Source organism: Gymnodinialimonas ulvae, assembly GCF_037543845.1.
Taxonomy (GTDB): Bacteria; Pseudomonadota; Alphaproteobacteria; order Rhodobacterales; family Rhodobacteraceae; genus Gymnodinialimonas; species Gymnodinialimonas ulvae.
Genome location: NZ_JBBIFX010000001.1, coordinates 1,809,439 through 1,831,014, shown reverse-complemented (window position 1 = coordinate 1,831,014; position 21,576 = coordinate 1,809,439). Strand labels below are relative to the sequence as shown.

The window sequence follows — 21,576 nt, the reverse complement described above, 5'->3', positions numbered from 1 at the left end:
GGCGTTGATCCTAACTTTGCAGAAACAGCTTTGCGGATTTGCAATGTGGTTTGCAAGGCAAGGTAGGGCGTGTGACTACGCGCCGGACACCTGAGCCTCGCGACGGATCGTATAAAGAATGGCTATGACGCCAAGGATCGAAGTTGCCAGCATCATCAAAAGCAACGGGTAGGCGCTATCGCCGCCGGTCAGAACGACACCCGCCAGCGCTGACAGGGTCGCACCGCCGCCGAGCATGATCGCGCCGCCAAGTCCGCTCGCCGTGCCGGCCAGATGCGGGCGGACCGACAGCATTCCGGAGGTTGCATTGGGCAAGACCATGCCGTTGCCAAGGCCTACGAAGGTCGTGAAGCCGAAGAAGACATAGGCATTGTGGAACCCGACCAGAAAAAGCGCCAGCGCGGTGCCCATGCCCAGAACGGTCAGAACTGCGCCGTAAAGGATCATCCGATTGATCCCGAGTTTGGTGGAGTAGCGGCCCGAGATACCATTGCCGAAGAAATAGCCAAGCGCGGGCGCGCCAAAGAACAGGCCGACCTGTGCGGCCGACATGTCGAACACTTCCGAGCCCACGAAAGGCGCGCCGCCGAGGTAGGAGAAAAACGCGCCGGACGCAAACGCGGCGCAGGCGCAGTAGCCCCAGAAACGGCGCGCGGTCAGAAGCTCCGGATATTCGCGGAATTGCGCGGCGAAGCTGGCGGACGTGGTCTGCGCGGTTTCACCAAGGTCGCGGTGGACAAGCGCGAGAGTAAGCGCACCCAGGCCGAGGAGGAGCCAGAAATTCGCCTGCCATCCAAGCGTTTGATCCAACGCTCCCCCGATTGCAGGGCCGATCATCGGGACAATTGCCATGCCCATTGTGACATAGCCAATCTGGCTGGCAGCGTTTTCCGCATCGTTCATATCGCGCACCACCGCACGGCCGAGGACGAGGCCTACGACGATAACGGCCTGCATCATGCGAAAGAGCAGGAAGCTCTCGATCGTCGATGCAAGCAAGCAGCCGATGGTCGCAAGAAGGAACAGCGCAAAGCCCCAGATGATCACGGGGCGGCGCCCGAACCGATCCGATATCGGACCAATCAAAACCTGCAGGATCGCGTTCACGCCGAGGTATAGCGACACCGACAATTGCATGACGCGGTACTCGGTCTCGAAGAAGGTCGTCATCGCAGGCAGAGACGGCAGGAAGATATTCATCGACAGCGCGCCAAGGCCCGTGATCACGATCAGCGTGAAAATGTGCGGTGGTGTGGTGCGATCCAGAAACCGGACCGGAGTATGCGTGATCATCGCGCGAGAGTTAGGGGAGGGCAGGGGGGAGGTCCAGCCCACGTGCAGATGTATACCGATTAGCGGATTTGCAAAAATTGAGAGAGGTGACCTGATGGATTTGCAAATATGCAGAAAGAAACTGGTCGATAGAGCGGCGCGCCACTAAGGTTCGGCGCAACCCAAGGGGAGAGGCACATGAAGGATATCGTCGAACAGCTCGAAGAGCGTCGCGGTCAGGCGCGTCTGGGCGGAGGCGAAAAGCGGGTCGCGGCGCAGCATGCAAAGGGCAAGCTGACAGCGCGGGAGCGGATCGAATTGCTTCTCGATGAGGGCTCGTTCGAGGAATACGACATGTTTGTCGCCCACCGCGCCACGGAGTTCGGCATGGAGGGTAACCGGCCTCCGGGCGATGGCGTCGTGACCGGTTGGGGCACGGTTAACGGGCGTCAGGTCTACGTCTTCAGCCAGGACTTCACCGTGCTTGGCGGTTCGGTGTCAGAGACCCATGGGCAGAAGATTTGCAAGATCATGGATATGGCCATGCAGAACGGTGCGCCGGTCGTGGGGATCAACGATTCCGGCGGCGCACGGATCCAGGAAGGCGTCGACAGTTTGGCCGCCTACGGCGAGGTGTTTCAACGCAATATCGAGGCGTCGGGGGTCGTGCCGCAGATCTCGATGATCATGGGACCCTGCGCGGGTGGAGCGGTCTATTCGCCTGCGATGACCGATTTCATCTTCATGGTGAAAGACAGCTCTTACATGTTCGTCACCGGACCCGATGTGGTCAAAACCGTCACGAATGAGGTTGTGACGGCTGAAGAATTGGGCGGGGCCTCCACACATACCAAGAAAAGCTCGGTGGCCGATGGCGCGTTCGAGAATGATGTCGAAGCGCTCAGCGAAGTGCGTCGGTTGATCGATTTCCTGCCGCTGTCGAACCGGGACAAACCGCCGACGCGACCTTTCTTCGACAGTCCGGATCGGATTGAGGAAAGCCTTGATACGCTGGTGCCTGCGAACCCGAACCAGCCGTATGACATGAAGGAATTGATCGGCAAGATCGCGGACGAGGGGGATTTCTACGAGATCCAGAAGGATTTCGCGGGCAACATTATCACCGGCTTCATCCGGCTTGAGGGCCAGACGGTCGGCGTGGTTGCGAACCAGCCGATGGTTCTGGCCGGGGTGCTCGACATCGACAGCGCGCGGAAAGGCGCACGGTTCGTGCGGTTCTGCGATTGCTTCGAAATCCCGATCCTGAGCCTTGTTGACGTGCCCGGGTTTTTGCCCGGCACTGCGCAGGAATATGATGGGGTGATCAAGCACGGCGCGAAGTTGCTGTTCGCTTACGGAGAGGCGACAGTGCCCAAGGTCACGGTGATCACGCGCAAGGCTTACGGCGGCGCCTATGTGGTGATGGCGTCCAAGCACCTTAAGGCGGATGTGAACTATGCCTGGCCGACCTCGGAGATTGCCGTGATGGGGGCGAAGGGGGCGGTGGAGATCTTGCATCGCGCCGACCTGGGCGATGCGGAGAAGATCGCGGCCCGCACCGCGGAATACGAGGACCGCTTCGCCAACCCGTTCGTGGCCGCCGAGCGCGGGCATATCGACGAGGTGATCCAGCCCCATTCGACGCGCCGCCGTGTGTGCCGGGCGTTCGCGGCGCTCAGACGCAAGACGCAGACCCGGCCTTGGAAAAAGCACGACAACATCCCGCTGTGATGAGGGCGCGCGCATGATCCGAGGTCTCATAATGCTTCTGGCTGTCGCAATGATTGGCGGCGCAGCCTATTGGTTCCTGGCGTCGTCTGGGGCGAAGGCAAATTTGTGCCCGCTCGACGAGAGTGAAACGGCACCGTCCGGGCGCAGTGTGACGCTTTGTGATGTGGTCTATGAGGTACAGCCGAGCAACGAGATCTGGGCGGTTGTGCGTGTCGTGGATCGGGGCCTCGTGACCAATGTCGGCCATGAGGATCACGATTGGGCATGCAACCTTTGGGGCGTGCGCGCAGCCGAGCGCGACCCGCGACCGGCCCGCATCGTGGTGCAATTCATGGCAGAACCTTTCGAACGCGGAGAGCCCGCGCCGGGGATAACTCAGTCTATCGAGGCGTATGCGATTTCTGATGACACTTGTCAGTGGGAGCTTTTGTAGTGCAACCACAACACCTTGTGCCCCATAGTTCATCCTATATCCCGTGTGATGCAACTGAGTCACAGACTACAATCCTTTGTGGAAAGGTCTGTGGAGAAACTGTGAGGCGATGTATCGTCATCCTTAGCTGCGCAACTGCAGCTGTACCTCGGATCGTGGCCGGGTCGCTTGGCTTCCCGCCTATTGGCCCGGTCACACCGCGAGGCAACAAGAAGAAGAAATCGGCACGGGCGGAATTGCAGACGCCGCCTCGGTCGCAAAAAAGGCAGGTCCACTGGCACTATCCCCCAGCTAGCCAGGGCAGACCGTTTTCCCTAACCGGGCGAGGCGCGAGTCTTGCCCGGTTTTTCCGTGCGGATGTCGCCCCATGTTGAAGCACCGGGGCTTTCCCGGGCGGCTCCCGGGGACGGATTTCCAGTTCACCATTCGGCGCGACAACAAGGCGGGCGCGACCAAACTAATCGCGCGCGACCGATACGCGGACCGCAGGCCCGCCGACCGGCGCGCGGATGCCGGTTTCATGGAAGCGCTGTGGATGCATTTTGGGGATGAACCCTTTGAGCGCGGCAACCTGGATGCGGGGCGGTTGAGCTGGCTCTTCGGGCGTGAGGTCGTCCCCGCCGAAGATCCGTTTGACCCGGAAAGCTATGACGCCCTTTTGCGCATCGACGAGGGCCGCGCACGTGCCGCGTTCCCGGAAATTTTTGACGGGACTGGCATATGGGAAGGATGATCGGCATGTTTTCGCCAGAGGCTTCCCGATATGAGCGGCCCGTTGCGCACAAGGCAAGACGCACGCGCCACCCTCTATCGAGGGGCGCGAATCCTGCCATCGTTGCCCTGTCGGCCCCAGTCCCCAGTTGTTTCTACAGGGCCGGCATCCACAAGACGTGTTACCCTTCCCCTTCACGGCGGTCGGCTGGCTTGATCAACCGGCCGCCTCTTTTTGCCCAAACCCGGGCGAAAAAACTCCGGCCTTATCGAAGTGCCAAATCGCGTGTAAAGAGAACTTCACGAGGTTATTCGACAGGAGACGCATCAAAATGCGCACCAAACTCAAAATCACCGCGTTGTTCGCAGCCATGCTGGCCGTATCGGGCTGTATGGCATCCGACATCGAACGCGCAGGCGCGGGCGCGCTTGTTGGCGGGCTTGGTACCGCCGCAGTTGGTGGATCGGTCGCCACGGGAGTTGTTGTCGGCGCGGCAGCCGGCGCTCTTTGCGACGACGTCAACCTCTGCTGAGCCGTACCGGCGCAAGCCCTGGACGCGCGAAAACCGCCAGACTCGGAAAAATGCAGTCTGGCGGTCGAATGCTCTTTGCATAATTACGACTCGAGCCCCCTTGAGATGCCCGAGCTCGATTTTGCGCGCGTCAGAAGCGCAACGTGGCCGAAACACCAATCCGATCAGCTTCAGCGCTGTCGAGGGGGCCTTCACTTTCGATGTGGATGTACTCGACCCCATACGTCAGCGCGTCGATCGGCGAGTAGAACGCGTTGACATGCACCGACTCCAGACGGTCAAAGCCACCTGGAAGGCCACCCGTGGTTGCCAGGTCGTAGTCTTCCAGGCCGTAAGCGATGCCCGCACTCAATGCGTCGGAAATATCCTGGCGGAACTCGAAGGTCAGACTTTCGGATTCATTCTCGGCACCGCCCACCTGACGCGCGCCGCCGCCGATCAGCAGGTTGCCAAGCCCTTCACCCGCCGTCAGCGTGAGGCCGACGGATCCGCCTTCCCAGGGATTGACGCTTCCCGACAGTGTGATGCCGTTGGTGTCGAATTCGTCGCCGCCCTGTTCGAACGTTCCGGTCAGAACCGCCGCGCGGACCGAGAACAGATCGGTGCCATAGAAGGCCGCCGCCGTGAACACCGGATCCGAGCTGTTGTCGCCGCCGGCGCTTTCCTCAAGCGAGGCCGACAGCTCCAGACCGTTGTTGCGGTAGGTGTAACGCGCCTGCGGCACGCGGGCGAAGGTGATCCCGACCGGGCCGTTGAAATCGGCGGTCGTGGGATAATGTACCAACGGCATGAAGTTGGTCCAGAATTGGCCAAGCAGCACTTCGCTGTTTCCCGACGTCACGCGCAGGTTGGCGTGGCGCAGGCGCAGGTTGGGCGATTGACTCTGATCACCACCGGATCCGAACAGGTCGAACTCCAATTGCGTGGCAACGCTGCCGAACGAGGTGTCGGTGTTGCTACGGATGCCGAAGCGGGACACGCGCACCGAGGTGTCGAATTCGGAATCGTCCACCTCGAAGGTCGGGTCGCCAACGCGGCCCGCGCGGCTCAGGTCACCTTGGGCAAAATCGAAATCGTAGAACGCTTCGGCGCGGATGAAGCCGTAAATGGTCAGTGTGGTGGTATCGGCGATGCCGAAGCTCAGGCGCCCAAGACCGTGGCGCTGCCCGATCTGGTCAAAATCGCCGAGGCTGTCGACCGTGTTGAACGCGAAGCCGGTTTGCGACGGGGCTACCGCCTGCTCGGCTTCCAATGCGGCGATCCTTGCCTCAAGTGTTTCGATCTGGGTCTGGGCGAGCACGGGTGCCGCCAGAAGGCAGGCGCTGCCAAACAGAGAGGCGACAAGGCCGCGTGTGAGAGTCGGTTGGTGTGGCATGGTTTTTATCCCCTAATCACTGTGCAACGCGGCCGGATTTGGTCGCGTAAGGGAAAGTTGGCATGCAATGGTATTCACGCGACTTCACAGCATGGAGAGGCCAGCGCGAATGATGAGTCTGTGGCATGCGCGCAACGAAAATTCAATTTAAACAAGTGGTTGTGATTTTTCGTGAGAGATTCGTGAACGAAAATCGCTGACCGCCAACGAACGGGATAGCCCGTGGCCCGCACCAGTGCCGCAGGATGAGGAAGAGGAAGTGAGATGTTCAAGAAGTTGCTGATCGCGAACCGGGGCGAGATTGCCTGCCGTGTCATCAAGACCGCCAAGCGCATGGGGATTCCCACGGTGGCCGTGTATTCCGATGCCGACGCGCAGGCGTTGCACGTCAAGATGGCGGATGAGGCTGTTCATATCGGCCCGCCGCCGGCGGCAGAATCCTACATCGTGATTGACAAGATCATGCAGGCGATCCGCGACACCGGAGCCGACGCGGTGCATCCGGGCTATGGCTTTTTGTCAGAGAACAGGATGTTCGCCGAAGCGCTTGAGGCCGAAGGCGTGGCCTTCGTCGGCCCACCCGCCAGCGCGATCGAGAGCATGGGCGACAAGATCACCTCTAAGAAAATCGCGCAGGAGGCGGGGGTCTCGACCGTGCCGGGCCATATGGGCCTGATCGAGGATGCGGAAGAGGCGATCAAGATTTCCGGTCAGATCGGGTATCCGGTGATGCTCAAGGCCTCTGCGGGCGGCGGCGGCAAGGGCATGCGCATAGCGTGGAATGAAAGCGAGGTTGCCGAAGGGTTTCAGGCCTCCAAGAACGAGGCGGCGAGCAGTTTCGGCGATGACCGCATGTTCATCGAGAAGTTCGTGACGCAACCGCGCCACATCGAAATCCAGGTCCTCGCCGATAAGCACGGCAATGCGATCTACCTTGGTGAACGGGAATGCTCGATCCAGCGCCGCAATCAGAAGGTCATCGAAGAGGCCCCGTCGCCGTTCCTTGATGAAGCGACCCGCAAGGCCATGGGCGAAGAGGCCGTCGCATTGGCGCAGGCCGTCGGCTATTCCAGCGCGGGGACGGTGGAATTCATCGTCGATGGCGACCGCAACTTCTACTTCCTTGAAATGAACACCCGGCTGCAGGTGGAACATCCCGTGACCGAGCTGATCACCGGCGTAGATCTGGTTGAGCAGATGATCCGTGTCGCGGCGGGCGAAACGCTTCCCATGGCCCAAAAGGATGTCACGCTGACCGGGTGGGCCATTGAAAGCCGCCTTTATGCCGAAGACCCATATCGTAATTTCCTGCCCTCCATCGGGCGGCTGACCCGCTACCGCCCGCCGGTGGAAGTGGCCGCCGGTCCGATGTTGACGAACGGCAAGTGGTTGGAAGATGGCCCGCAAGGCGACACGGCGGTGCGCAATGACACCGGCGTCTACGAGGGCGGCGAGATTTCCATGTATTACGATCCGATGATCGCGAAGCTCTGCTCGTGGGGCAACGACCGCGACACGGCGCTTGAAGCCATGCGCGTTGCTCTGGACGGATTCGAAGTTGAGGGGATCGGCCACAATCTGCCGTTCCTCAGCGCGGTGATGGATCATCCCAAATTCGCCAGTGGCAACATGACGACAGCCTTCATCGCCGAGGAATATCCCGACGGGTTCGATGGGGTGACGCTTCCCGATGCCGCTTTGATGCGTGTCGCGGCGGCCGCGGCGGCGATGTACCGTGTCGCGGAAATCCGGCGCAGCCGCGTCTCCGGACGGATGGACAATCACGAGCGCCGGGTTGGAAAAAACTGGGTTGTCTCTGCGCAGGGGCAGAGGTTCGATGTGAAGATCGACGCCGATCCTGAGGGCTCGACCGTGAAAATCGGGGACGCTGCCTTGCGCATCACAAGCGATTGGACCCCGGGCGATCAATTGGCGCGCGTCATGGTCGACGGCGATCCGCTCGTTCTGAAAGTGGGCAAGGTCCCCGCCGGGTTCCGGCTGCGCACGCGCGGCGCGGATCTGTGCGTTAACATCCGCTCGCCGCGTCAGGCCGAATTGGCCGATTTGATGCCCGAAAAGCTGCCGCCCGATACGTCGAAGATGCTGCTTTGCCCGATGCCGGGCCTTGTTGTGAAGGTCGATGTGAACGAAGGCGACGAGGTGCAGGAGGGACAGGCTTTGTGCACCGTCGAGGCGATGAAGATGGAAAACATTCTGCGCGCCGAGAAAAAGGGAGTGGTGACCAAGATCAACGCAGGCGCGGGTGACAGTCTGGCCGTGGATGATGTGATCATGGAGTTCGAGTGAGCAACGCAGAGGTCATAGCGCTTTGTATCGCCCTTGGCCTGGCCTGTGTCCTGTTGGGGCTGTCGGTGCGCGACGGCGCGACCGGTGCCCGTGGCGCGGGGTCGCGCGACCTCTACCTGCCGCTGATCTACCAAGCGCTGGCGATCGCGGTGGTGTTTGTCCCTCCGGCGATCTGGGCCATTTGGCGCGTGCTGACGCTCGATGCGCCCCCCCTTGGCCTGGTGCCCGGGGTGATCGGCGGTTTGACGGTGGCATTGGGATGGCTGGTCGCCTCGCTCCTACGCCAATTCGAAAGCCTGGCCAGCTTGTCGCGGGAACGCGAAATGGTAATGCGCGCGCTGCGCGAAGAAATTTTCCTGGTGTTCGAGATTTTCGATGCCGTGGACCAGGAAGCGGTCGGAAAAGGCACACGCGGGAAGATCATGAAGTCGAGCGATGATGACAAATACATGCCCTATCCGACCTCGATCAGCGCACCAGTGATCTTCAACGCGATCGGCAGCAGGGTTCACCTGATCGAGGGGGGACCGATCGAAAAGGTGACCCGGTTTTATGCCGCGTATTCCGAGCTTGCCTCTTACACCGAGGATTTCCGATCCGAGACAATCCGAAACCTTGAGAATGATCGACGTGCGACTGCCTATGACATTCTTGAAAGCCGCCGCGGAGCCACGCTTTTGACCGCCTACGAGGCGGTTCGAGCGTTGGATGATGCGCTCAGATCACCGGAACGTTGGGCGCCGAGCGGGAAAAATCAGAAGATGATCGAAGGGCGCAAAGACACCCAGCCGGACGACGCCGGAGGTGCAGCATGACCGCGCCGTGGTCAGATATCGCCGCCCTCAATCGGGCCACCGGGCGTGGGCTCCGGGGCGGAGGGCGCTTTACCGTAGCGGATGGATACCATCATGGATCACGTTCCCTTCATCGACTGCTGACAGAGTATAACATGGGGTCGTTACCGACAAGTTGCAAGGTAAGTCAGCCACCCTGCCGTAATTCTTCCTGTCTCAGCTGGAAATTGTCGATGGCGCGCACGATTTCGCGGACATCGCGGGGTGCGGGCCGTCGAAGGCCCACAGTGCCGTCTTTTCCAAGCACAACGACCGAAAAACCGCGCGGCCGCAAAGCGGTGCGCACGGCGGTGCGGGCCGAGGGATCGGTGTCGACGATAATCACCACGTCCCGCTCGATCAGCGGATCGGGACGCTCCGCCAGAAGCGCCATTTGCTCGACGAAACGCGGGTCGGCTGGGGTATCGGCAAATACGACGATGGGCCGCGCGATCCACAGAAATTCATCCAAAGTCACACCGGCGGCGTCACGTGGCGCAAGGACGTCAGCGTCATCTACCTCTACGGTTTCGTCCACTTCTACGGGGTCCTCAGCGCTTGCGTCTGCGTCGGCCAACAGGGGCGTCGCATCGCCTTCGCCCGCGCTGAGCGTTGCATCACTTGCTTCCTGCGCTGCGGCGGGCAGGGAGAGAAGGGCCACAATGGCCAGCGGGATCAGGGTGTTGGGTCGCATGGGTCCTCCGGTTGCTTCAGATATAGGCGGGCTGCGCGGGATTTCGAAGGGGTTAATGACGCTTACGGGCGTATTGACCGGATATTCATCGCTTTGGAGCAGATTGGAGGGAAATGACCTTCCACTCCTGCGAGAGGCCCAAGTGATGGACGTGATCCTGCATGTCGGTGCGCACCGCACCGCGACCACCACGTTTCAACGCCATATGGCCACGCATCGCGACACACTGCACGCAAACAAAACCACCTTCTGGGGCCCCAAAGTGATCCGAGGCGGCCTGTTTGGGGGCATGTCGGGCGGGTCCGGGCCGATCTTGCCATGGCAGGCGAACCGCGCCGGGAAACGTGCCGCGCTCAGGGTCGAGGGCCTGCGTCAGGACGGGATGAAGCGACTGATCTTGAGTGATGAGAATATGTTGGGCAATCTGCGCGATGTCTTGGAAGATACGCTGCTCTACCCCGATGCAGCCAAACGGATTGCGGGATTCGCAAAAGGTTTTCAGGGGCATAACCTGACCATCGGCCTTGGCATACGGTGCTATTCGACGTGGTGGTCGTCTGCGCTTGCGTTCCGCTTGTCGCGAGGGGGGCCGCTGCCGCGGACCGAATTGCGTGAACGCTTGGTGACCCAACCGCGCCGTTGGCGTGACTTGGCCGAACAAGTCGCACGCGCCGTTCCGGACGCACGCGTCGCGGTGTGGAGCCATGAGGCCATGGGATCAGCCCCGCATCGTATCCTGCACGACCTCACCGAGATCGCGACACGACCCTCCAGCCTGCCGATCCTGAACGCGGCGCCGCGCGCCAAGGCGTTGCGCGATCTGTTGTGCAATTACGGCGTCGACCCCGACACGTTCATACGGTCCTCAACCGACAGGTTCATGCCGTTTGAAGCGCACGAAGCCGATGCGCTGCGGGGCCAATACCAAGATGATCTGACCTGGCTGGCCAATGGGGCAGGTGGGTTGGTCGATTACATCGATGCGCCGCTGGCAGAGACCGGCGCGCAGACAGTTGAAGGAAGAGGATTACCCGATGACGGAGAACACCGAAGCCTGGCGTGAGCGGGCCGAAAAGGAACTGCGCGGGCGTCCGCTGGATGACCTGACGTGGGAAACGCTGGAAGGCATCGACGTGAAGCCGCTTTATACGGCGGCCGACACCGATGGGCTGGATCATGTCGGCACGCTTCCCGGCGAAGCCCCGTTCACGCGCGGGGTGAAATCCACGATGTATGCGGGGCGTCCCTGGACGATCCGGCAATACGCAGGTTTCTCGACGGCGGAAGAGTCGAACGCGTTTTATCGTCAGGGTCTCGCGGCGGGTCAGCAAGGCGTCTCGGTCGCATTCGATCTTGCAACGCACCGTGGTTATGACAGTGACCATGATCGGGTCGTGGGTGATGTCGGCAAAGCCGGTGTCGCCATCGACAGCGTCGAGGATATGAAAATCCTTTTTGACGGTATCCCATTGGATCAGGTGTCCGTCTCGATGACCATGAACGGCGCGGTCATCCCGATACTGGCCAATTTCATCGTTGCAGGCGAAGAACAAGGACATGATCGCGCAGTGCTTTCTGGAACGATCCAGAACGATATTCTCAAAGAGTTCATGGTGCGAAACACCTATATCTATCCGCCGGAACCTTCGATGCGGATCATCTCGGACATCATCAGCTATACCTCTGATAACATGCCGAAATTCAACTCGATCTCGATCTCTGGTTACCACATGCAGGAAGCGGGTGCGAACCTGGTTCAGGAGCTGGCCTATACCATCGCCGACGGGCGCGAATACGTGCGCGCCGCGACCGAGGCGGGAATGGATGTCGACAAATTCGCAGGGCGGCTCAGTTTTTTCTTCGCGATCGGCATGAATTTCTTCATGGAAATCGCCAAGTTGCGCGCCGCGCGGACCCTTTGGCATCGCGTGATGACGGATTTCGGAGCCAAGTCGGAACGTTCCAAAATGCTCCGTACCCATTGCCAGACTTCGGGCGTGAGTTTGCAGGAGCAGGACCCCTACAACAATGTGGTGCGCACCGCATTTGAGGCGATGAGCGCGGTTCTGGGTGGCACGCAATCGCTCCATACGAATTCCTTCGACGAAGCAATCGCGTTGCCGACGGAGTTTTCCGCGCGCATCGCGCGCAACACGCAACTGATTTTGCAGGAAGAAACTGGCGTTACCAAGGTCGTCGATCCTTTGGCAGGGTCCTATTACATCGAGAGCCTTACCAACGAGTTGATCGAAAAAGCGACTGCTTTGATGGACGAGGTCGAAGACATGGGCGGCATGACCAAGGCCGTGGCCTCGGGCCTGCCGAAGCTGCGGATCGAGGAAAGCGCCGCGCGCCGACAGGCGATGATCGACAAGGGCGATGAGGTGATCGTCGGCGTCAACAAATACCGCAAGGACAGCGAGGATCCGATCGATATCCGCGAGATCGACAATTCCGCCGTGCGTGACAGTCAGATCGCACGCCTTGAGCGCATCCGTGCTGAGCGCAATGCAGAGGCCTGCGCGACGGCACTGACGGAATTGGAACGTGTAGCGACCGAGGGCGGCAACCTTCTGGCCGCCGCAGTGGAGGCCGCGCGCGCGCGGGCCAGCGTTGGGGAAATCAGTATGGCGATGGAAAAAGTGTTCGGACGGCATCGCGCCGAGGTGAAGACTCTGGCTGGCGTCTATGGATCGGCCTACGAGGGCGACGAGGATTTTGCGGCGATCCAGGGCGAAGTTGAAGCCTTCGCCGAGGTTGAGGGCCGCCGCCCTCGCATGCTGGTGGTGAAAATGGGGCAGGACGGCCACGATCGCGGTGCGAAAGTGATCGCAACGGCCTTTGCCGACATTGGGTTCGACGTCGACGTCGGGCCGTTGTTCCAAACCCCGGAAGAGGCCGCGCAGGATGCCATCGACAACGACGTGCATGTCATCGGCATCTCGTCCCAGGCTGCGGGCCACAAGACCCTCGCACCCAAGCTGATCGAGGCACTGAAGGCAGAGGGCGCGGGCGACATCATCGTCATTTGCGGCGGGGTGATCCCGCAGCAGGATTACGACTTCCTGAAAGATGCGGGTGTGGCGGCGATTTTCGGGCCCGGCACGCACATCCCTTCGGCAGCACGGGACATTCTGCGGCTCATTGGAGAAGCGCGAGGGTGAAATCGGCGGAGCGAGGGGCCAGCCCCTCGCGCTTCCCGGCATGTTCGGCGAACAAAGTGGGACGCCCCGGTTCTCAGATGCCCGGCTCCTCGATGACGTGCTCTTCCCATTCCTCCTCGGGGACCTCGAATTCAGGCACCGTTATCCCGCGCACGGAGACACCGGCCTTGTGCACAGAGTTCGGGTCACCCGAGATCAGGGGGTGCCAATGGTAGAGCGGCTTGCCCTCATGCAGCAACCGGTAGGCGCAGGTTTCCGGCATGAAATAAGCCACGTCGCCCATTGTATACGGGGTAAGCTGGATGCATTCGGGCACCAATGTTTTGCGGATCTCATATTGCCCGCAACGGCAAGTTTCGTCGTCCAAGAGGCGGCAGGCCACGCGGGTCAGTGCGACCTCCTGCGTGTCCTCGTCTTCCAATTTGTTCAGGCAGCATTTTCCGCAGCCATCGCACAATGCCTCCCATTCCGCTGACGTCATCTTGGCCATCGGCACGCGGGCCCAGAACTCTTTTCTCATGCGCGCAATGCGGCTTTGGCCGCCGCTTTGTCCGCATCCATCTGGATGATCAGGGCCTCGAGACTGGCGAATTTGGCCTCGCCGCGCAGGTAGGCGACCAGGCCGACCGACAAATGTGTGCCGTAAAGATCCCCGGTGAAATCAAAGAGGAAGGTTTCAAGATTTGGCGTTTCGCGCTCGAACATCGGACGGAACCCAAGATTGGCAACCCCGCCATAGGTGCCCGCATGCAGGCCCTCACGGACTTCGACCGTGACGGCATAGATCCCTGGCTTCGGCACGTGCAGCCCGTCCAGGTCCATGTTCGCCGTAGGATACCCCAGCTCGCGTCCGCGCTTTTCGCCGTGAAGAACCGGGCCTTCGATGCGGTGCCAATGGCCAAGCATCTCAGCTGCATCCGCCGGACGGCCGTCCCGCAAGGCCTGCCGGATCGCGGTGGACGAGACCGCGCCGCCATGGCCTTCCAGCAGGGTCGCGATGGTGACGTCAAAGCCGTGCTGCGCCCCGAGCGTCTGCAGCAGGTCGGCGGTGCCGGTGCGCCCTTTGCCGAAACAGAAATCCGCCCCAACGACCGCATGACTGATGCCAAGGCCGTCGATCAGAACATTACTTACGAAAGCCTCCGCCGTGAGGCCCGAGAGTTGCGCGTCAAAGGGCAATTCGACCAGCAGATCGACGCCGAGTTTTTCCAGGCGATTGGCGCGCGCCTCGGCATTCATCAACCGAAAGGGCGGCGCATCAGGTGCAAAGACCTCACGCGGATGTGGCTCGAACGTGACAACGCCAAGTGGCGCGTCGAGCCGTTTTGCCAGCCCAAGAACATGTTGATGACCTCGGTGCACGCCGTCGAAATTGCCGATGGCAATTGATGCACCGCGATCGCGGGTTTGAGCATATTGGTAATCGCGCAGGACTCGCATGAGCCGCAGTTAGCGGTCCGGGGCGGGGAAGGGCAAGAACCCCCGCGCAGGTTGCAGGCTGCGTGGGGCCGAAAACATGGCTCAGTCGAATTTGCCGGATGGCGCAAGGACGGTAGCCTCGCCCTTCAGGACCACGGTTTCGCCCACCCGCGCGATCGTCTTGAGCTCTACGCGGCGCTGCGAATAGTCGATCGATAAAACCTCAACGATCGCTTCGACGGCATCGCCGGGGCGCACAGGTGCCATGAATCTCAGCGTCTGACCAAGATAAACCGAGCCGTGACCGGGAAGCTGCTCGCCGATGACCGCCGAGATCAGACCCGCGGTCAGCATACCATGGGCAACACGGCCCTCGAAGATCGTGTCTTGTGCATAGGTGTCATCAAGGTGGACCGGATTACGGTCTGTCGAGACCTGGGCGAACATCTCGATATCCTGATCGGTCACGATTTTCGTTAGCGAGCGGGTCATCCCCACCTCAAGGTCTTCAACGACGATGGTGCCGGTATTGATGTTATCGAGCATGACGGTCGCCTCCTTTGGCGGATGTATACAGCGACTCGCGGGCATTCTGCAATGCAGAAAGTAATAAAGTATGAAAATGGGATGCTAAATCGTAATTATGTTGCGCTCCAAAACTGAACGCTGCATCCGAACGCTGGCCCACTGTATCGACGCAGGTGCCCCTACCAAGTTAAAGTTGGCCGCAAGTGACGGGATTGTGGCGTCGTGACATGGCCAAACGGCTCGCACAGCCGATGCCGCAGCATGTTTTTGAGGCGCTCAACGCGGCAGGGCTTCGTGCGCATTACGACCAGCGGCCCTGGTATCAACGCAACGACTATCTGGCGTGGATTGTCTAGGCCAAACGCGGTGACACGCGCGAGCGGCGGGTGGCGCAAATGCTCAAAGAGCTCCGTGCAGGCGACGTTTATATGAAAATGGCGTGGCGCGCGAAGCGTTGAGGTCCCGCCATGCCAAAACCCTGCCCGCGCCGCTCAGCGAAGGTAGCCGATCGAATAGGTTGGCTCCAACTGCGCATCGGTCAGGAATCGCGCCAGTTTCGATGCATCGGGCTGCGTGTCGGTGCCTGTCTCCGCGCGCGCAAGACCGCCTGTGATGAAAAGCGTGTCGATGTTTTCGCCCACGCCGCCGGGAATATCCGTTACGATGCCGTCGCCGATGGCAAGGATGCGGTCGTCGGACGTGCCTTTGCCGATCTGGGTCAGACGGCGGCGCGCGAGATCGTAAATCGGCGGATGCGGTTTGCCGAAATACAGGCTCTCGCCGCCCATCTCGGTATAAAGTTTGGCCAACGCGCCCGCACACCATTCGCGGCTTTCACCCCGGTCCACGATGATATCGGGATTGGCGCACAGCAGTTTGAGCCCCCTCGTTTTGGCCAGCAGGAACTGCGGGCGCATGTCGGCGGGGTCGGCCTTGGGGTCGAACGGGCCGGTGCAGACGATGCCTTCGGCCTGATCCAACGGCACCTGTGTGATTTCGACCGCGTTGTCGATCAGTTCCATCTTCTCAAAAAACGGGGCGTCATGCGGCTCGCCGATATGCCAAACCTTTTGGCCCACGGCCCCGGTCAGCATCGCCGCGCGCGCGCTGTCGCCCGAAGTCGCGATCACGTCCCAGCAATCGCGGGGCACGCCGATCCGATCCAACTGCGTGGCGACGGAGGCGCGCGGGCGGGGCGCATTGGTCAACAACAACACCGTGCCGCCCTGGGCTTTGAACGCAAGCAAGGCGTTGATCGCCTCGGCGAACGGCTCCACCCCATTGTGCACACAGCCCCAAAGATCGCAAAAAACGGCGTCGTACATACCGGAGATTTCGGCGAAATTTTCGATGATGCGGGTCATGGGTGCTCCGTTCCTGTCGACGCAGGCTTAGGACATTGGCGGGGCGGCTTCTAGCGGAAGATGCAGGTTGTGCCGGTCCAGAGGCCCTCGACCCGCGTTCCGTCCTCGGTCAGTAGACCATAGGTTTCGCCAGCCTGAAATTCGGTGCCGAGCCCAGTTTCGAACGTGCTGACTGGCCCCTCGGCCGACAGCGCGCTGATGGGCGACCCGACGGCAAAGCCGGTGTCGGTCACAAGGCCCGCGTCCCGAATCAACATCCATCCCGCAAGCACATCGTCCTGGAACATCAATTGGATACGGCCAGGGAAATGTACGGACACCATGGGCCCGGCACCGCATTCGGACGGGAAGCTAATTTCATACGGCGCGTCCCAGCCGAACACCGGGATCAGCGTGTGCATGACCGCCTCGAAGCCGGTGCCAAAGAGCATCGGGTCGTGCGGCACACCCTCTGCGTTCAGGCGCAAAAGACCCTCGGTCGTGGGGATGATCGTATCGGTCGGTTGCGGCCAGTGACTATTTGCCTGCGCGGGCAGGGCCGTCGCGAGGGCCAACAAAAGGGCAAGGAAACGGCACATGAGAACCTCCGGAGGTGCAGCCTGTAGCTTGCGCCTCCGGGGCCCCATCTCACAAGGGGGGGTTTCCCGCCTGCCCAATCACACCGTGAGGTTCGGGATGATCTGCTTCTTTCGGCTGACGACGCCCGGCAGCACGACCTGATCGGCGTCACCCACCACGGTCGCAAACGACTTCTCTGCCACCGATTTGGTCAGGTCGTTGGGAACGAGCATCGTGGCCTCTTCGTTCAGGATATCGACCACGAACAACAGCACCTGATCGGCGCCGTCTTCTTCGGCGACCTTCGGCATCGTCTCCATCAACGAGGCCTTGCGGTCCAGAACGGTGCCCGGCGCAGTGGTTTCCAGAACGCTGACGCGGAACGTCTTGCCGCCAACTTCATAGGTCTTGCTGTCCATCCGCAGGAGCTCAGCGTCCGAGAAGGCGGAGACGTCCGATTTCGCCGCAAACATCTCGGCGGCGTAGGATGGAATGTCGATGCCCAGATCCTTCGCAAGATCTTCTGCAATGGCGCGATCTTCCTGCGTCGTGGTGGGCGAGCGGAATTCAAGCGTATCCGACAGGATGCAGCTCAGCATCGCGCCTTTGATGTTTTCCGGCGCCTGCGCCATGTGCTTGCCGATCATCTTCCACATGATCGTTGCGGTGCAGGCCAGCGGCTCTATCCGGATATCGATGGGGCCCCTCGTCTCCAATCCACCGACCAGCTTGTGGTGGTCGATGATGCCCTGGATGTCGGCGGCGTTGATGTCGTCGGGCAATTCGCCGGGGTTGTTGGTGTCCACGATCACAACCGGCGTGTCGGCCGCGACGCTATCGATGATGCGGGGTTTGTCGAGGCTCCAGCGTTCCAAAACGAACGCAGCCTCCGTGTTGGGCTCGCCCAGAAGCACGGGCTCTGCGGCCGTGCCTTTGATCTGGTTGAGGAACCAGGACCAGATGATCGGTGATCCGGTTGAATCGGTGTCGGGGGATTTATGGCCAAAAACCAGCGTTGTCATGGGCGGCGTCCTTCGTATCGCGTGTCAGATTTTGCGCCCTTCTATCCACGTCAGTTTGGCTTGTCACGGGGCGTGGTGGCGCGGTGCCCGGCCATGGGTGTTTCGCGTTTGCGCGGTGTCGGGGTGGGGATGCAAAAATTGACGACATTGCAAAGCCGCCCACCCCTTGACTCGAAAAATCCTGCCTCCTATCTCTCCGCCGTTGGCACTCGCACGCATTGAGTGACAACAGCAACAGAGAGACATTCCGTTTTCGGAAAAGAGGAGAGGCCAAAAATGGCATTCAAACCGCTTCATGACCGCGTTCTGGTCCGCCGTGTCGAGTCGGACGAAAAGACCTCTGGCGGTCTGATCATCCCCGACAGTGCAAAAGAAAAGCCCTCGGAAGGTGAAGTTGTCGCGTGTGGCGAAGGCGCCCGCAAAGACAGCGGCGAGCTGATCGCGATGGCCGTTTCGGCTGGCGACCGCATCCTGTTCGGCAAGTGGTCCGGCACGGAAGTGACCGTCGAAGGCGAAGAGCTTCTGATCATGAAAGAATCGGACATCCTCGGCGTCATGGCCTGAGGTTCGATCCTGCAATCCGTAGACAATTCCAGATAAGGAGCAGCCACTATGGCTAAAGACGTCCGTTTTGATACCGACGCGCGCAATCGTATGCTCAAGGGTGTGAACACCCTGGCCGATGCCGTCAAAGTTACCCTCGGCCCCAAAGGCCGCAACGTTGTGATCGACAAATCCTTCGGTGCCCCGCGCATCACGAAGGACGGTGTGTCCGTCGCCAAAGAGATCGAGCTGGAAGACAAGTTCGAGAACATGGGCGCACAGATGGTCAAGGAAGTTGCGTCGCGCACCAATGATGAGGCCGGCGACGGCACCACCACCGCGACCGTTCTGGCCCAGGCCATCATCAAGGAAGGCCTCAAGTCGGTTGCCGCCGGCATGAACCCGATGGATCTCAAGCGCGGCATCGATACAGCCGTCAGCAAGGTAATCTCTGAGATCCAGGGCTCCGCACGCGAAGTCGCAGACAGCGATGAAGTTGCACAGGTCGGCACAATCTCCGCCAACGGTGAAGCGGAAATCGGTCGTCAGATCGCCGACGCGATGCAGAAGGTCGGCAACGACGGCGTCATCACCGTCGAAGAGAACAAGGGTCTTGAGACCGAGACCGAAGTTGTCGAAGGCATGCAGTTCGACCGCGGCTACCTCTCGCCCTACTTCGTGACCAACCCCGACAAGATGATTGCAGAGCTTGAAGACTGCATGATCCTTCTGCACGAGAAGAAGCTTTCGTCGCTGCAGCCGATGGTTCCGCTTCTGGAAACCGTCATCCAGTCCGGCAAGCCGCTTCTGATCATCGCCGAAGATGTCGAAGGCGAAGCGCTCGCGACCCTTGTGGTCAACAAGCTGCGCGGCGGCCTGAAGATCGCAGCCGTCAAGGCACCTGGCTTCGGCGACCGTCGCAAGGCCATGCTGCAGGACATCGGTATTCTGACCGGCGGTCAGGTGATCTCCGAAGACCTCGGCATGAAGCTTGAGAACGTCACGATGGACATGCTCGGCACCGCCAAGCGCATCACCATCACCAAGGACGAAACCACCGTCATCGACGGCAACGGCGAAAAGGCCGAGATCGAAGCGCGCGTCGCCCAGATCCGGGGCCAGATCGAGGACACGACCTCCGATTACGACCGTGAAAAGCTGCAGGAACGTGTGGCCAAGCTGGCTGGCGGCGTTGCCGTCATCCGCGTCGGTGGCATGACCGAAGTTGAAGTGAAAGAGCGTAAGGACCGCGTTGACGACGCGCTCAACGCAACGCGTGCTGCCGTGCAGGAAGGCATCGTTGTTGGCGGTGGTGTTGCTCTGGTTCAGGGTGCCAAGGCACTCGAAGGCCTGACGGGTGACAATTCCGACCAGAACGCCGGCATCGCCATCGTGCGCCGCGCCCTCGAAGCGCCTCTGCGCCAGATCGCCGAAAACTCCGGCGTCGACGGCTCGGTGGTTGCGGGCAAGATCCGCGAGTCCAGCGACAAGGCGTTCGGCTTCAATGCGCAGACGGAAGAATATGGCGACATGTTCAAGTTCGGCGTGATTGACCCCGCAAAGGTCGTGCGCACCGCGCTTCAGGACGCCGCCTCGGTTGCTGGCCTGCTGATCACGACGGAAGCCATGGTTGCCGACAAGCCCGCCAAAGAAGGCGCTGGCGCCCCCGGTGGCGGCATGCCCGACATGGGCGGCATGGGCGGCATGATGTAAGACACTAATTCACGTAAGTGAATTCGGTCGAACACGGCAGTGCAAAGGCCCCCTCGGGGGCCTTTGTTGTGAAGATGGCCACGTGGGCGTCTGCACATTTGTTCGCACATCTGACGGGGCCCGTTTTCGACCCGAAGCCCCCCCCGATTGGATGCATGATCGCCAAGAGTTGATGGGGCATCCTGCCGGGGCGCCCCTTTTCTTTTGCACACGCGCCTGCCAGACCACGGGCATGGAACGCCCGCTCTCCCTTCGGTTCATTGGTGCGCAGGTGCTCGGCCCGGATGGGGTGGGCGACGGCACCATTGCGATGGAAAACGGTGTCCTGACAGACGCGGCGTCCCGCGACATCGACGCGGCTGGCTACCTGATCCTGCCGGGTATCATCGACCTGCACGGCGACGGGTTCGAGCATCACATGGCCCCGCGCCGGGGTGCGCAGACGGATCCGCAACTTGGCCTGCGCGCGGTCGAGGCCGAGTTGGCCGCGAACGGCATCACCACCGCGGTGCTTGCGCAGTTTTTCTCATGGGAAGGCGGCATGCGCGGCCCCGATTTCGCCGAGGCGCTGATCGCCGCCGTTGGCAGTTATGCGTCCGCCCTTGATCTGCGCATTCAACTTCGGTTCGAATTCTCCCTTTTGGAAGCATTCGACCGGGTCAAAGCCCTGATCGAACATGAAAATATCGGCTATGTGGTCCTGAACGATCACCTCAACCACACGGCGCTGTCCGTCGGTAAACGCCCGCCCCGCCTAGTTGGACAGGCGTTGAAATCGGGCCGCTCTCCGGACGACCACATGGCCCTTCTGACCCGCCTGCATGAACAAACGCCCGCGGCCCTCGACGCCTTGCCGGAGCTCACCAACTGGATGACGGCGCGGGGCGTCAAGATCGGCAGCCATGACGACACCACACCCGATACCCGCGCGCGGTTCCGTGCCCTTGGTGCGAAGATCGCCGAGTTTCCCGAAACCCGCGCCGCCGCCGAAGCAGCGCATGCGGCGGGTGATCCGGTGATCATGGGGGCGCCGAACGTCGTGCGGGGCGGCTCCCACGATGGCAAAATCGGCGCGCGCGACTTGATCGCCGATGGCCTCGTTGACGCGCTTGTTTCCGACTACCACTATCCCGCCCCGCATCGCGCAGCCCTCGCCCTTTGGGACGATGGTCTGCCGCTACACCAGGCTTGGGCCCTTATATCCGGCGGCCCGGCGCGGGTCATGGGCTGGAGCGATCGTGGAACGCTCGCGCAGGGGTCGCGCGCCGATTTGATCGTGATGGACGCCACAACCCGCCGGATCGAAGGCGTGTTCAGCGCGGGGCGCGCCGCCTACCTTTGCGGCCCATTCGCCGCCCGGTTGATTGGACCCTGAC

The 21,576-nt window shown here is 61.1% G+C and carries 21 protein-coding genes; 12 read left to right on the top strand and 9 right to left on the bottom strand.

The features are described 5' to 3' along the window. Positions 1-75: 75 nt before the first annotated feature. Positions 76-1,293 carry a multidrug effflux MFS transporter gene (locus V8J83_RS08830; protein WP_339985533.1) on the bottom strand — a complete coding sequence of 406 codons (1,218 nt, stop codon included), beginning with the start codon at positions 1,291-1,293 and terminating at the stop codon, positions 76-78. A gap of 177 nt (positions 1,294-1,470) precedes the next feature. Between V8J83_RS08830 and V8J83_RS08825 the strand changes: the two genes are divergently transcribed. From V8J83_RS08825 to V8J83_RS08810, 4 genes are all read left to right on the top strand, one after another. Further along, positions 1,471-3,003: an acyl-CoA carboxylase subunit beta gene (locus V8J83_RS08825; protein WP_339985531.1), complete on the top strand. Its 1,533-nt coding sequence runs from the start codon at positions 1,471-1,473 to the stop codon at positions 3,001-3,003. A 13-nt stretch (positions 3,004-3,016) separates the two neighbouring features. After that, positions 3,017-3,436 carry a DUF6497 family protein gene (locus V8J83_RS08820; RefSeq protein ID WP_339985529.1) on the top strand — a complete coding sequence of 140 codons (420 nt, stop codon included), beginning with the start codon at positions 3,017-3,019 and terminating at the stop codon, positions 3,434-3,436. Between the two features lie 367 nt (positions 3,437-3,803). Next, entirely contained in the window at positions 3,804-4,169 is a 366-nt protein-coding gene (locus V8J83_RS08815) for a hypothetical protein (protein WP_339985527.1), read from the top strand. Between the two features lie 310 nt (positions 4,170-4,479). Further along, positions 4,480-4,680, top strand: coding sequence for a hypothetical protein (locus tag V8J83_RS08810; RefSeq protein ID WP_339985525.1), 201 nt, complete (start codon positions 4,480-4,482; stop codon positions 4,678-4,680). Between the two features lie 130 nt (positions 4,681-4,810). On the opposite strand, the gene V8J83_RS08805 is transcribed toward V8J83_RS08810, so the two are convergent. After that, positions 4,811-6,055, bottom strand: coding sequence for a DcaP family trimeric outer membrane transporter (locus V8J83_RS08805; RefSeq protein WP_339985524.1), 1,245 nt, complete (start codon positions 6,053-6,055; stop codon positions 4,811-4,813). Positions 6,056-6,319: 264 nt separating this feature from the next. On the opposite strand from V8J83_RS08805, the gene V8J83_RS08800 reads away from it, so the two are divergent. Together V8J83_RS08800 and V8J83_RS08795 are read left to right on the top strand one after the other, a co-directional pair. Beyond that, positions 6,320-8,362 (top strand): acetyl-CoA carboxylase biotin carboxylase subunit, encoded by a 2,043-nt coding sequence (locus tag V8J83_RS08800; protein WP_339985522.1) that lies wholly within the window; start codon positions 6,320-6,322, stop codon positions 8,360-8,362. Then, positions 8,359-9,177, top strand: coding sequence for a hypothetical protein (locus V8J83_RS08795; RefSeq protein WP_339985520.1), 819 nt, complete (start codon positions 8,359-8,361; stop codon positions 9,175-9,177). Before V8J83_RS08800 ends, V8J83_RS08795 begins: the two co-directional genes overlap by 4 nt. A 166-nt stretch (positions 9,178-9,343) precedes the next feature. Here the strand turns inward: V8J83_RS08795 and V8J83_RS08790 are convergent, their stop codons facing one another. Then, on the bottom strand, positions 9,344-9,889 hold the full coding sequence (locus tag V8J83_RS08790; RefSeq protein WP_339985518.1) for a DUF4174 domain-containing protein: 546 nt from the start codon (positions 9,887-9,889) through the stop codon (positions 9,344-9,346). A 145-nt stretch (positions 9,890-10,034) separates the two neighbouring features. Between V8J83_RS08790 and V8J83_RS08785 the strand changes: the two genes are divergently transcribed. Continuing rightward, positions 10,035-10,952: a hypothetical protein gene (locus tag V8J83_RS08785; protein WP_339985516.1), complete on the top strand. Its 918-nt coding sequence runs from the start codon at positions 10,035-10,037 to the stop codon at positions 10,950-10,952. Continuing rightward, positions 10,924-13,053 carry a methylmalonyl-CoA mutase gene (gene scpA / locus V8J83_RS08780; protein WP_339985514.1) on the top strand — a complete coding sequence of 710 codons (2,130 nt, stop codon included), beginning with the start codon at positions 10,924-10,926 and terminating at the stop codon, positions 13,051-13,053. The genes V8J83_RS08785 and scpA overlap by 29 nt, the downstream gene beginning before the upstream one ends. 73 nt (positions 13,054-13,126) lie before the next feature. Here scpA and V8J83_RS08775 read toward each other — a convergent pair whose 3' ends face one another. The 3 genes from V8J83_RS08775 to V8J83_RS08765 form a co-directional block, all read right to left on the bottom strand. Beyond that, positions 13,127-13,573: a YcgN family cysteine cluster protein gene (locus tag V8J83_RS08775; protein WP_339985512.1), complete on the bottom strand. Its 447-nt coding sequence runs from the start codon at positions 13,571-13,573 to the stop codon at positions 13,127-13,129. Next, the gene (locus V8J83_RS08770; RefSeq protein WP_339985510.1) at positions 13,570-14,493 is read right to left on the bottom strand and encodes a bifunctional riboflavin kinase/FAD synthetase; all 924 of its coding nucleotides are present in this window, start codon (positions 14,491-14,493) and stop codon (positions 13,570-13,572) included. Before V8J83_RS08770 ends, V8J83_RS08775 begins: the two co-directional genes overlap by 4 nt. Before the next feature lie 81 nt (positions 14,494-14,574). Then, on the bottom strand, positions 14,575-15,018 hold the full coding sequence (locus V8J83_RS08765; RefSeq protein ID WP_339985508.1) for a MaoC family dehydratase: 444 nt from the start codon (positions 15,016-15,018) through the stop codon (positions 14,575-14,577). A gap of 209 nt (positions 15,019-15,227) precedes the next feature. Between V8J83_RS08765 and V8J83_RS08760 the strand changes: the two genes are divergently transcribed. Beyond that, positions 15,228-15,356 carry a hypothetical protein gene (locus V8J83_RS08760; protein ID WP_339985506.1) on the top strand — a complete coding sequence of 43 codons (129 nt, stop codon included), beginning with the start codon at positions 15,228-15,230 and terminating at the stop codon, positions 15,354-15,356. 135 nt (positions 15,357-15,491) lie between these two features. Here the strand turns inward: V8J83_RS08760 and V8J83_RS08755 are convergent, their stop codons facing one another. From V8J83_RS08755 to V8J83_RS08745, 3 genes are all read right to left on the bottom strand, one after another. Continuing rightward, positions 15,492-16,364 carry a TIGR01459 family HAD-type hydrolase gene (locus V8J83_RS08755; protein ID WP_339985504.1) on the bottom strand — a complete coding sequence of 291 codons (873 nt, stop codon included), beginning with the start codon at positions 16,362-16,364 and terminating at the stop codon, positions 15,492-15,494. Positions 16,365-16,414: 50 nt separating this feature from the next. Then, positions 16,415-16,942 carry a hypothetical protein gene (locus tag V8J83_RS08750; RefSeq protein ID WP_339985502.1) on the bottom strand — a complete coding sequence of 176 codons (528 nt, stop codon included), beginning with the start codon at positions 16,940-16,942 and terminating at the stop codon, positions 16,415-16,417. A gap of 78 nt (positions 16,943-17,020) precedes the next feature. Next, complete coding sequence (locus V8J83_RS08745; protein WP_339985500.1) at positions 17,021-17,944, bottom strand: manganese-dependent inorganic pyrophosphatase; 924 nt, start codon at positions 17,942-17,944, stop codon at positions 17,021-17,023. Between the two features lie 276 nt (positions 17,945-18,220). Between V8J83_RS08745 and V8J83_RS08740 the strand changes: the two genes are divergently transcribed. The 3 genes from V8J83_RS08740 to V8J83_RS08730 all read left to right on the top strand — a co-directional run bounded on the left by V8J83_RS08740 (position 18,221) and on the right by V8J83_RS08730 (position 21,575). After that, the gene (locus V8J83_RS08740; RefSeq protein WP_339985498.1) at positions 18,221-18,508 is read left to right on the top strand and encodes a co-chaperone GroES; all 288 of its coding nucleotides are present in this window, start codon (positions 18,221-18,223) and stop codon (positions 18,506-18,508) included. Positions 18,509-18,556: 48 nt separating this feature from the next. Then, complete coding sequence (gene groL, locus V8J83_RS08735; protein WP_339985496.1) at positions 18,557-20,200, top strand: chaperonin GroEL; 1,644 nt, start codon at positions 18,557-18,559, stop codon at positions 20,198-20,200. A 232-nt stretch (positions 20,201-20,432) separates the two neighbouring features. Next, positions 20,433-21,575: an alpha-D-ribose 1-methylphosphonate 5-triphosphate diphosphatase gene (locus V8J83_RS08730; RefSeq protein ID WP_339985494.1), complete on the top strand. Its 1,143-nt coding sequence runs from the start codon at positions 20,433-20,435 to the stop codon at positions 21,573-21,575. Position 21,576 lies beyond the last annotated feature (1 nt).

Excerpts from the sequence above, each read along its gene's own strand:
- V8J83_RS08830 (WP_339985533.1), bottom strand. The coding sequence starts at position 1,293 with ATGATCACGCATACTCCGGTCCGGTTTCTGGATCGCACCACACCACCG.
- V8J83_RS08825 (WP_339985531.1), top strand. The coding sequence starts at position 1,471 with ATGAAGGATATCGTCGAACAGCTCGAAGAGCGTCGCGGTCAGGCGCGT.
- V8J83_RS08820 (WP_339985529.1), top strand. The coding sequence starts at position 3,017 with ATGATCCGAGGTCTCATAATGCTTCTGGCTGTCGCAATGATTGGCGGC.
- V8J83_RS08815 (WP_339985527.1), top strand. The coding sequence starts at position 3,804 with ATGTTGAAGCACCGGGGCTTTCCCGGGCGGCTCCCGGGGACGGATTTC.
- V8J83_RS08810 (WP_339985525.1), top strand. The coding sequence starts at position 4,480 with ATGCGCACCAAACTCAAAATCACCGCGTTGTTCGCAGCCATGCTGGCC.
- V8J83_RS08805 (WP_339985524.1), bottom strand. The coding sequence starts at position 6,055 with ATGCCACACCAACCGACTCTCACACGCGGCCTTGTCGCCTCTCTGTTT.
- V8J83_RS08800 (WP_339985522.1), top strand. The coding sequence starts at position 6,320 with ATGTTCAAGAAGTTGCTGATCGCGAACCGGGGCGAGATTGCCTGCCGT.
- V8J83_RS08790 (WP_339985518.1), bottom strand. The coding sequence starts at position 9,889 with ATGCGACCCAACACCCTGATCCCGCTGGCCATTGTGGCCCTTCTCTCC.
- V8J83_RS08785 (WP_339985516.1), top strand. The coding sequence starts at position 10,035 with ATGGACGTGATCCTGCATGTCGGTGCGCACCGCACCGCGACCACCACG.
- scpA (WP_339985514.1), top strand. The coding sequence starts at position 10,924 with ATGACGGAGAACACCGAAGCCTGGCGTGAGCGGGCCGAAAAGGAACTG.
- V8J83_RS08775 (WP_339985512.1), bottom strand. The coding sequence starts at position 13,573 with ATGAGAAAAGAGTTCTGGGCCCGCGTGCCGATGGCCAAGATGACGTCA.
- V8J83_RS08770 (WP_339985510.1), bottom strand. The coding sequence starts at position 14,493 with ATGCGAGTCCTGCGCGATTACCAATATGCTCAAACCCGCGATCGCGGT.
- V8J83_RS08765 (WP_339985508.1), bottom strand. The coding sequence starts at position 15,018 with ATGCTCGATAACATCAATACCGGCACCATCGTCGTTGAAGACCTTGAG.
- V8J83_RS08760 (WP_339985506.1), top strand. The coding sequence starts at position 15,228 with ATGGCCAAACGGCTCGCACAGCCGATGCCGCAGCATGTTTTTGAGGCG.
- V8J83_RS08755 (WP_339985504.1), bottom strand. The coding sequence starts at position 16,364 with ATGACCCGCATCATCGAAAATTTCGCCGAAATCTCCGGTATGTACGAC.
- V8J83_RS08750 (WP_339985502.1), bottom strand. The coding sequence starts at position 16,942 with ATGTGCCGTTTCCTTGCCCTTTTGTTGGCCCTCGCGACGGCCCTGCCC.
- V8J83_RS08745 (WP_339985500.1), bottom strand. The coding sequence starts at position 17,944 with ATGACAACGCTGGTTTTTGGCCATAAATCCCCCGACACCGATTCAACC.
- V8J83_RS08740 (WP_339985498.1), top strand. The coding sequence starts at position 18,221 with ATGGCATTCAAACCGCTTCATGACCGCGTTCTGGTCCGCCGTGTCGAG.
- groL (WP_339985496.1), top strand. The coding sequence starts at position 18,557 with ATGGCTAAAGACGTCCGTTTTGATACCGACGCGCGCAATCGTATGCTC.
- V8J83_RS08730 (WP_339985494.1), top strand. The coding sequence starts at position 20,433 with ATGGAACGCCCGCTCTCCCTTCGGTTCATTGGTGCGCAGGTGCTCGGC.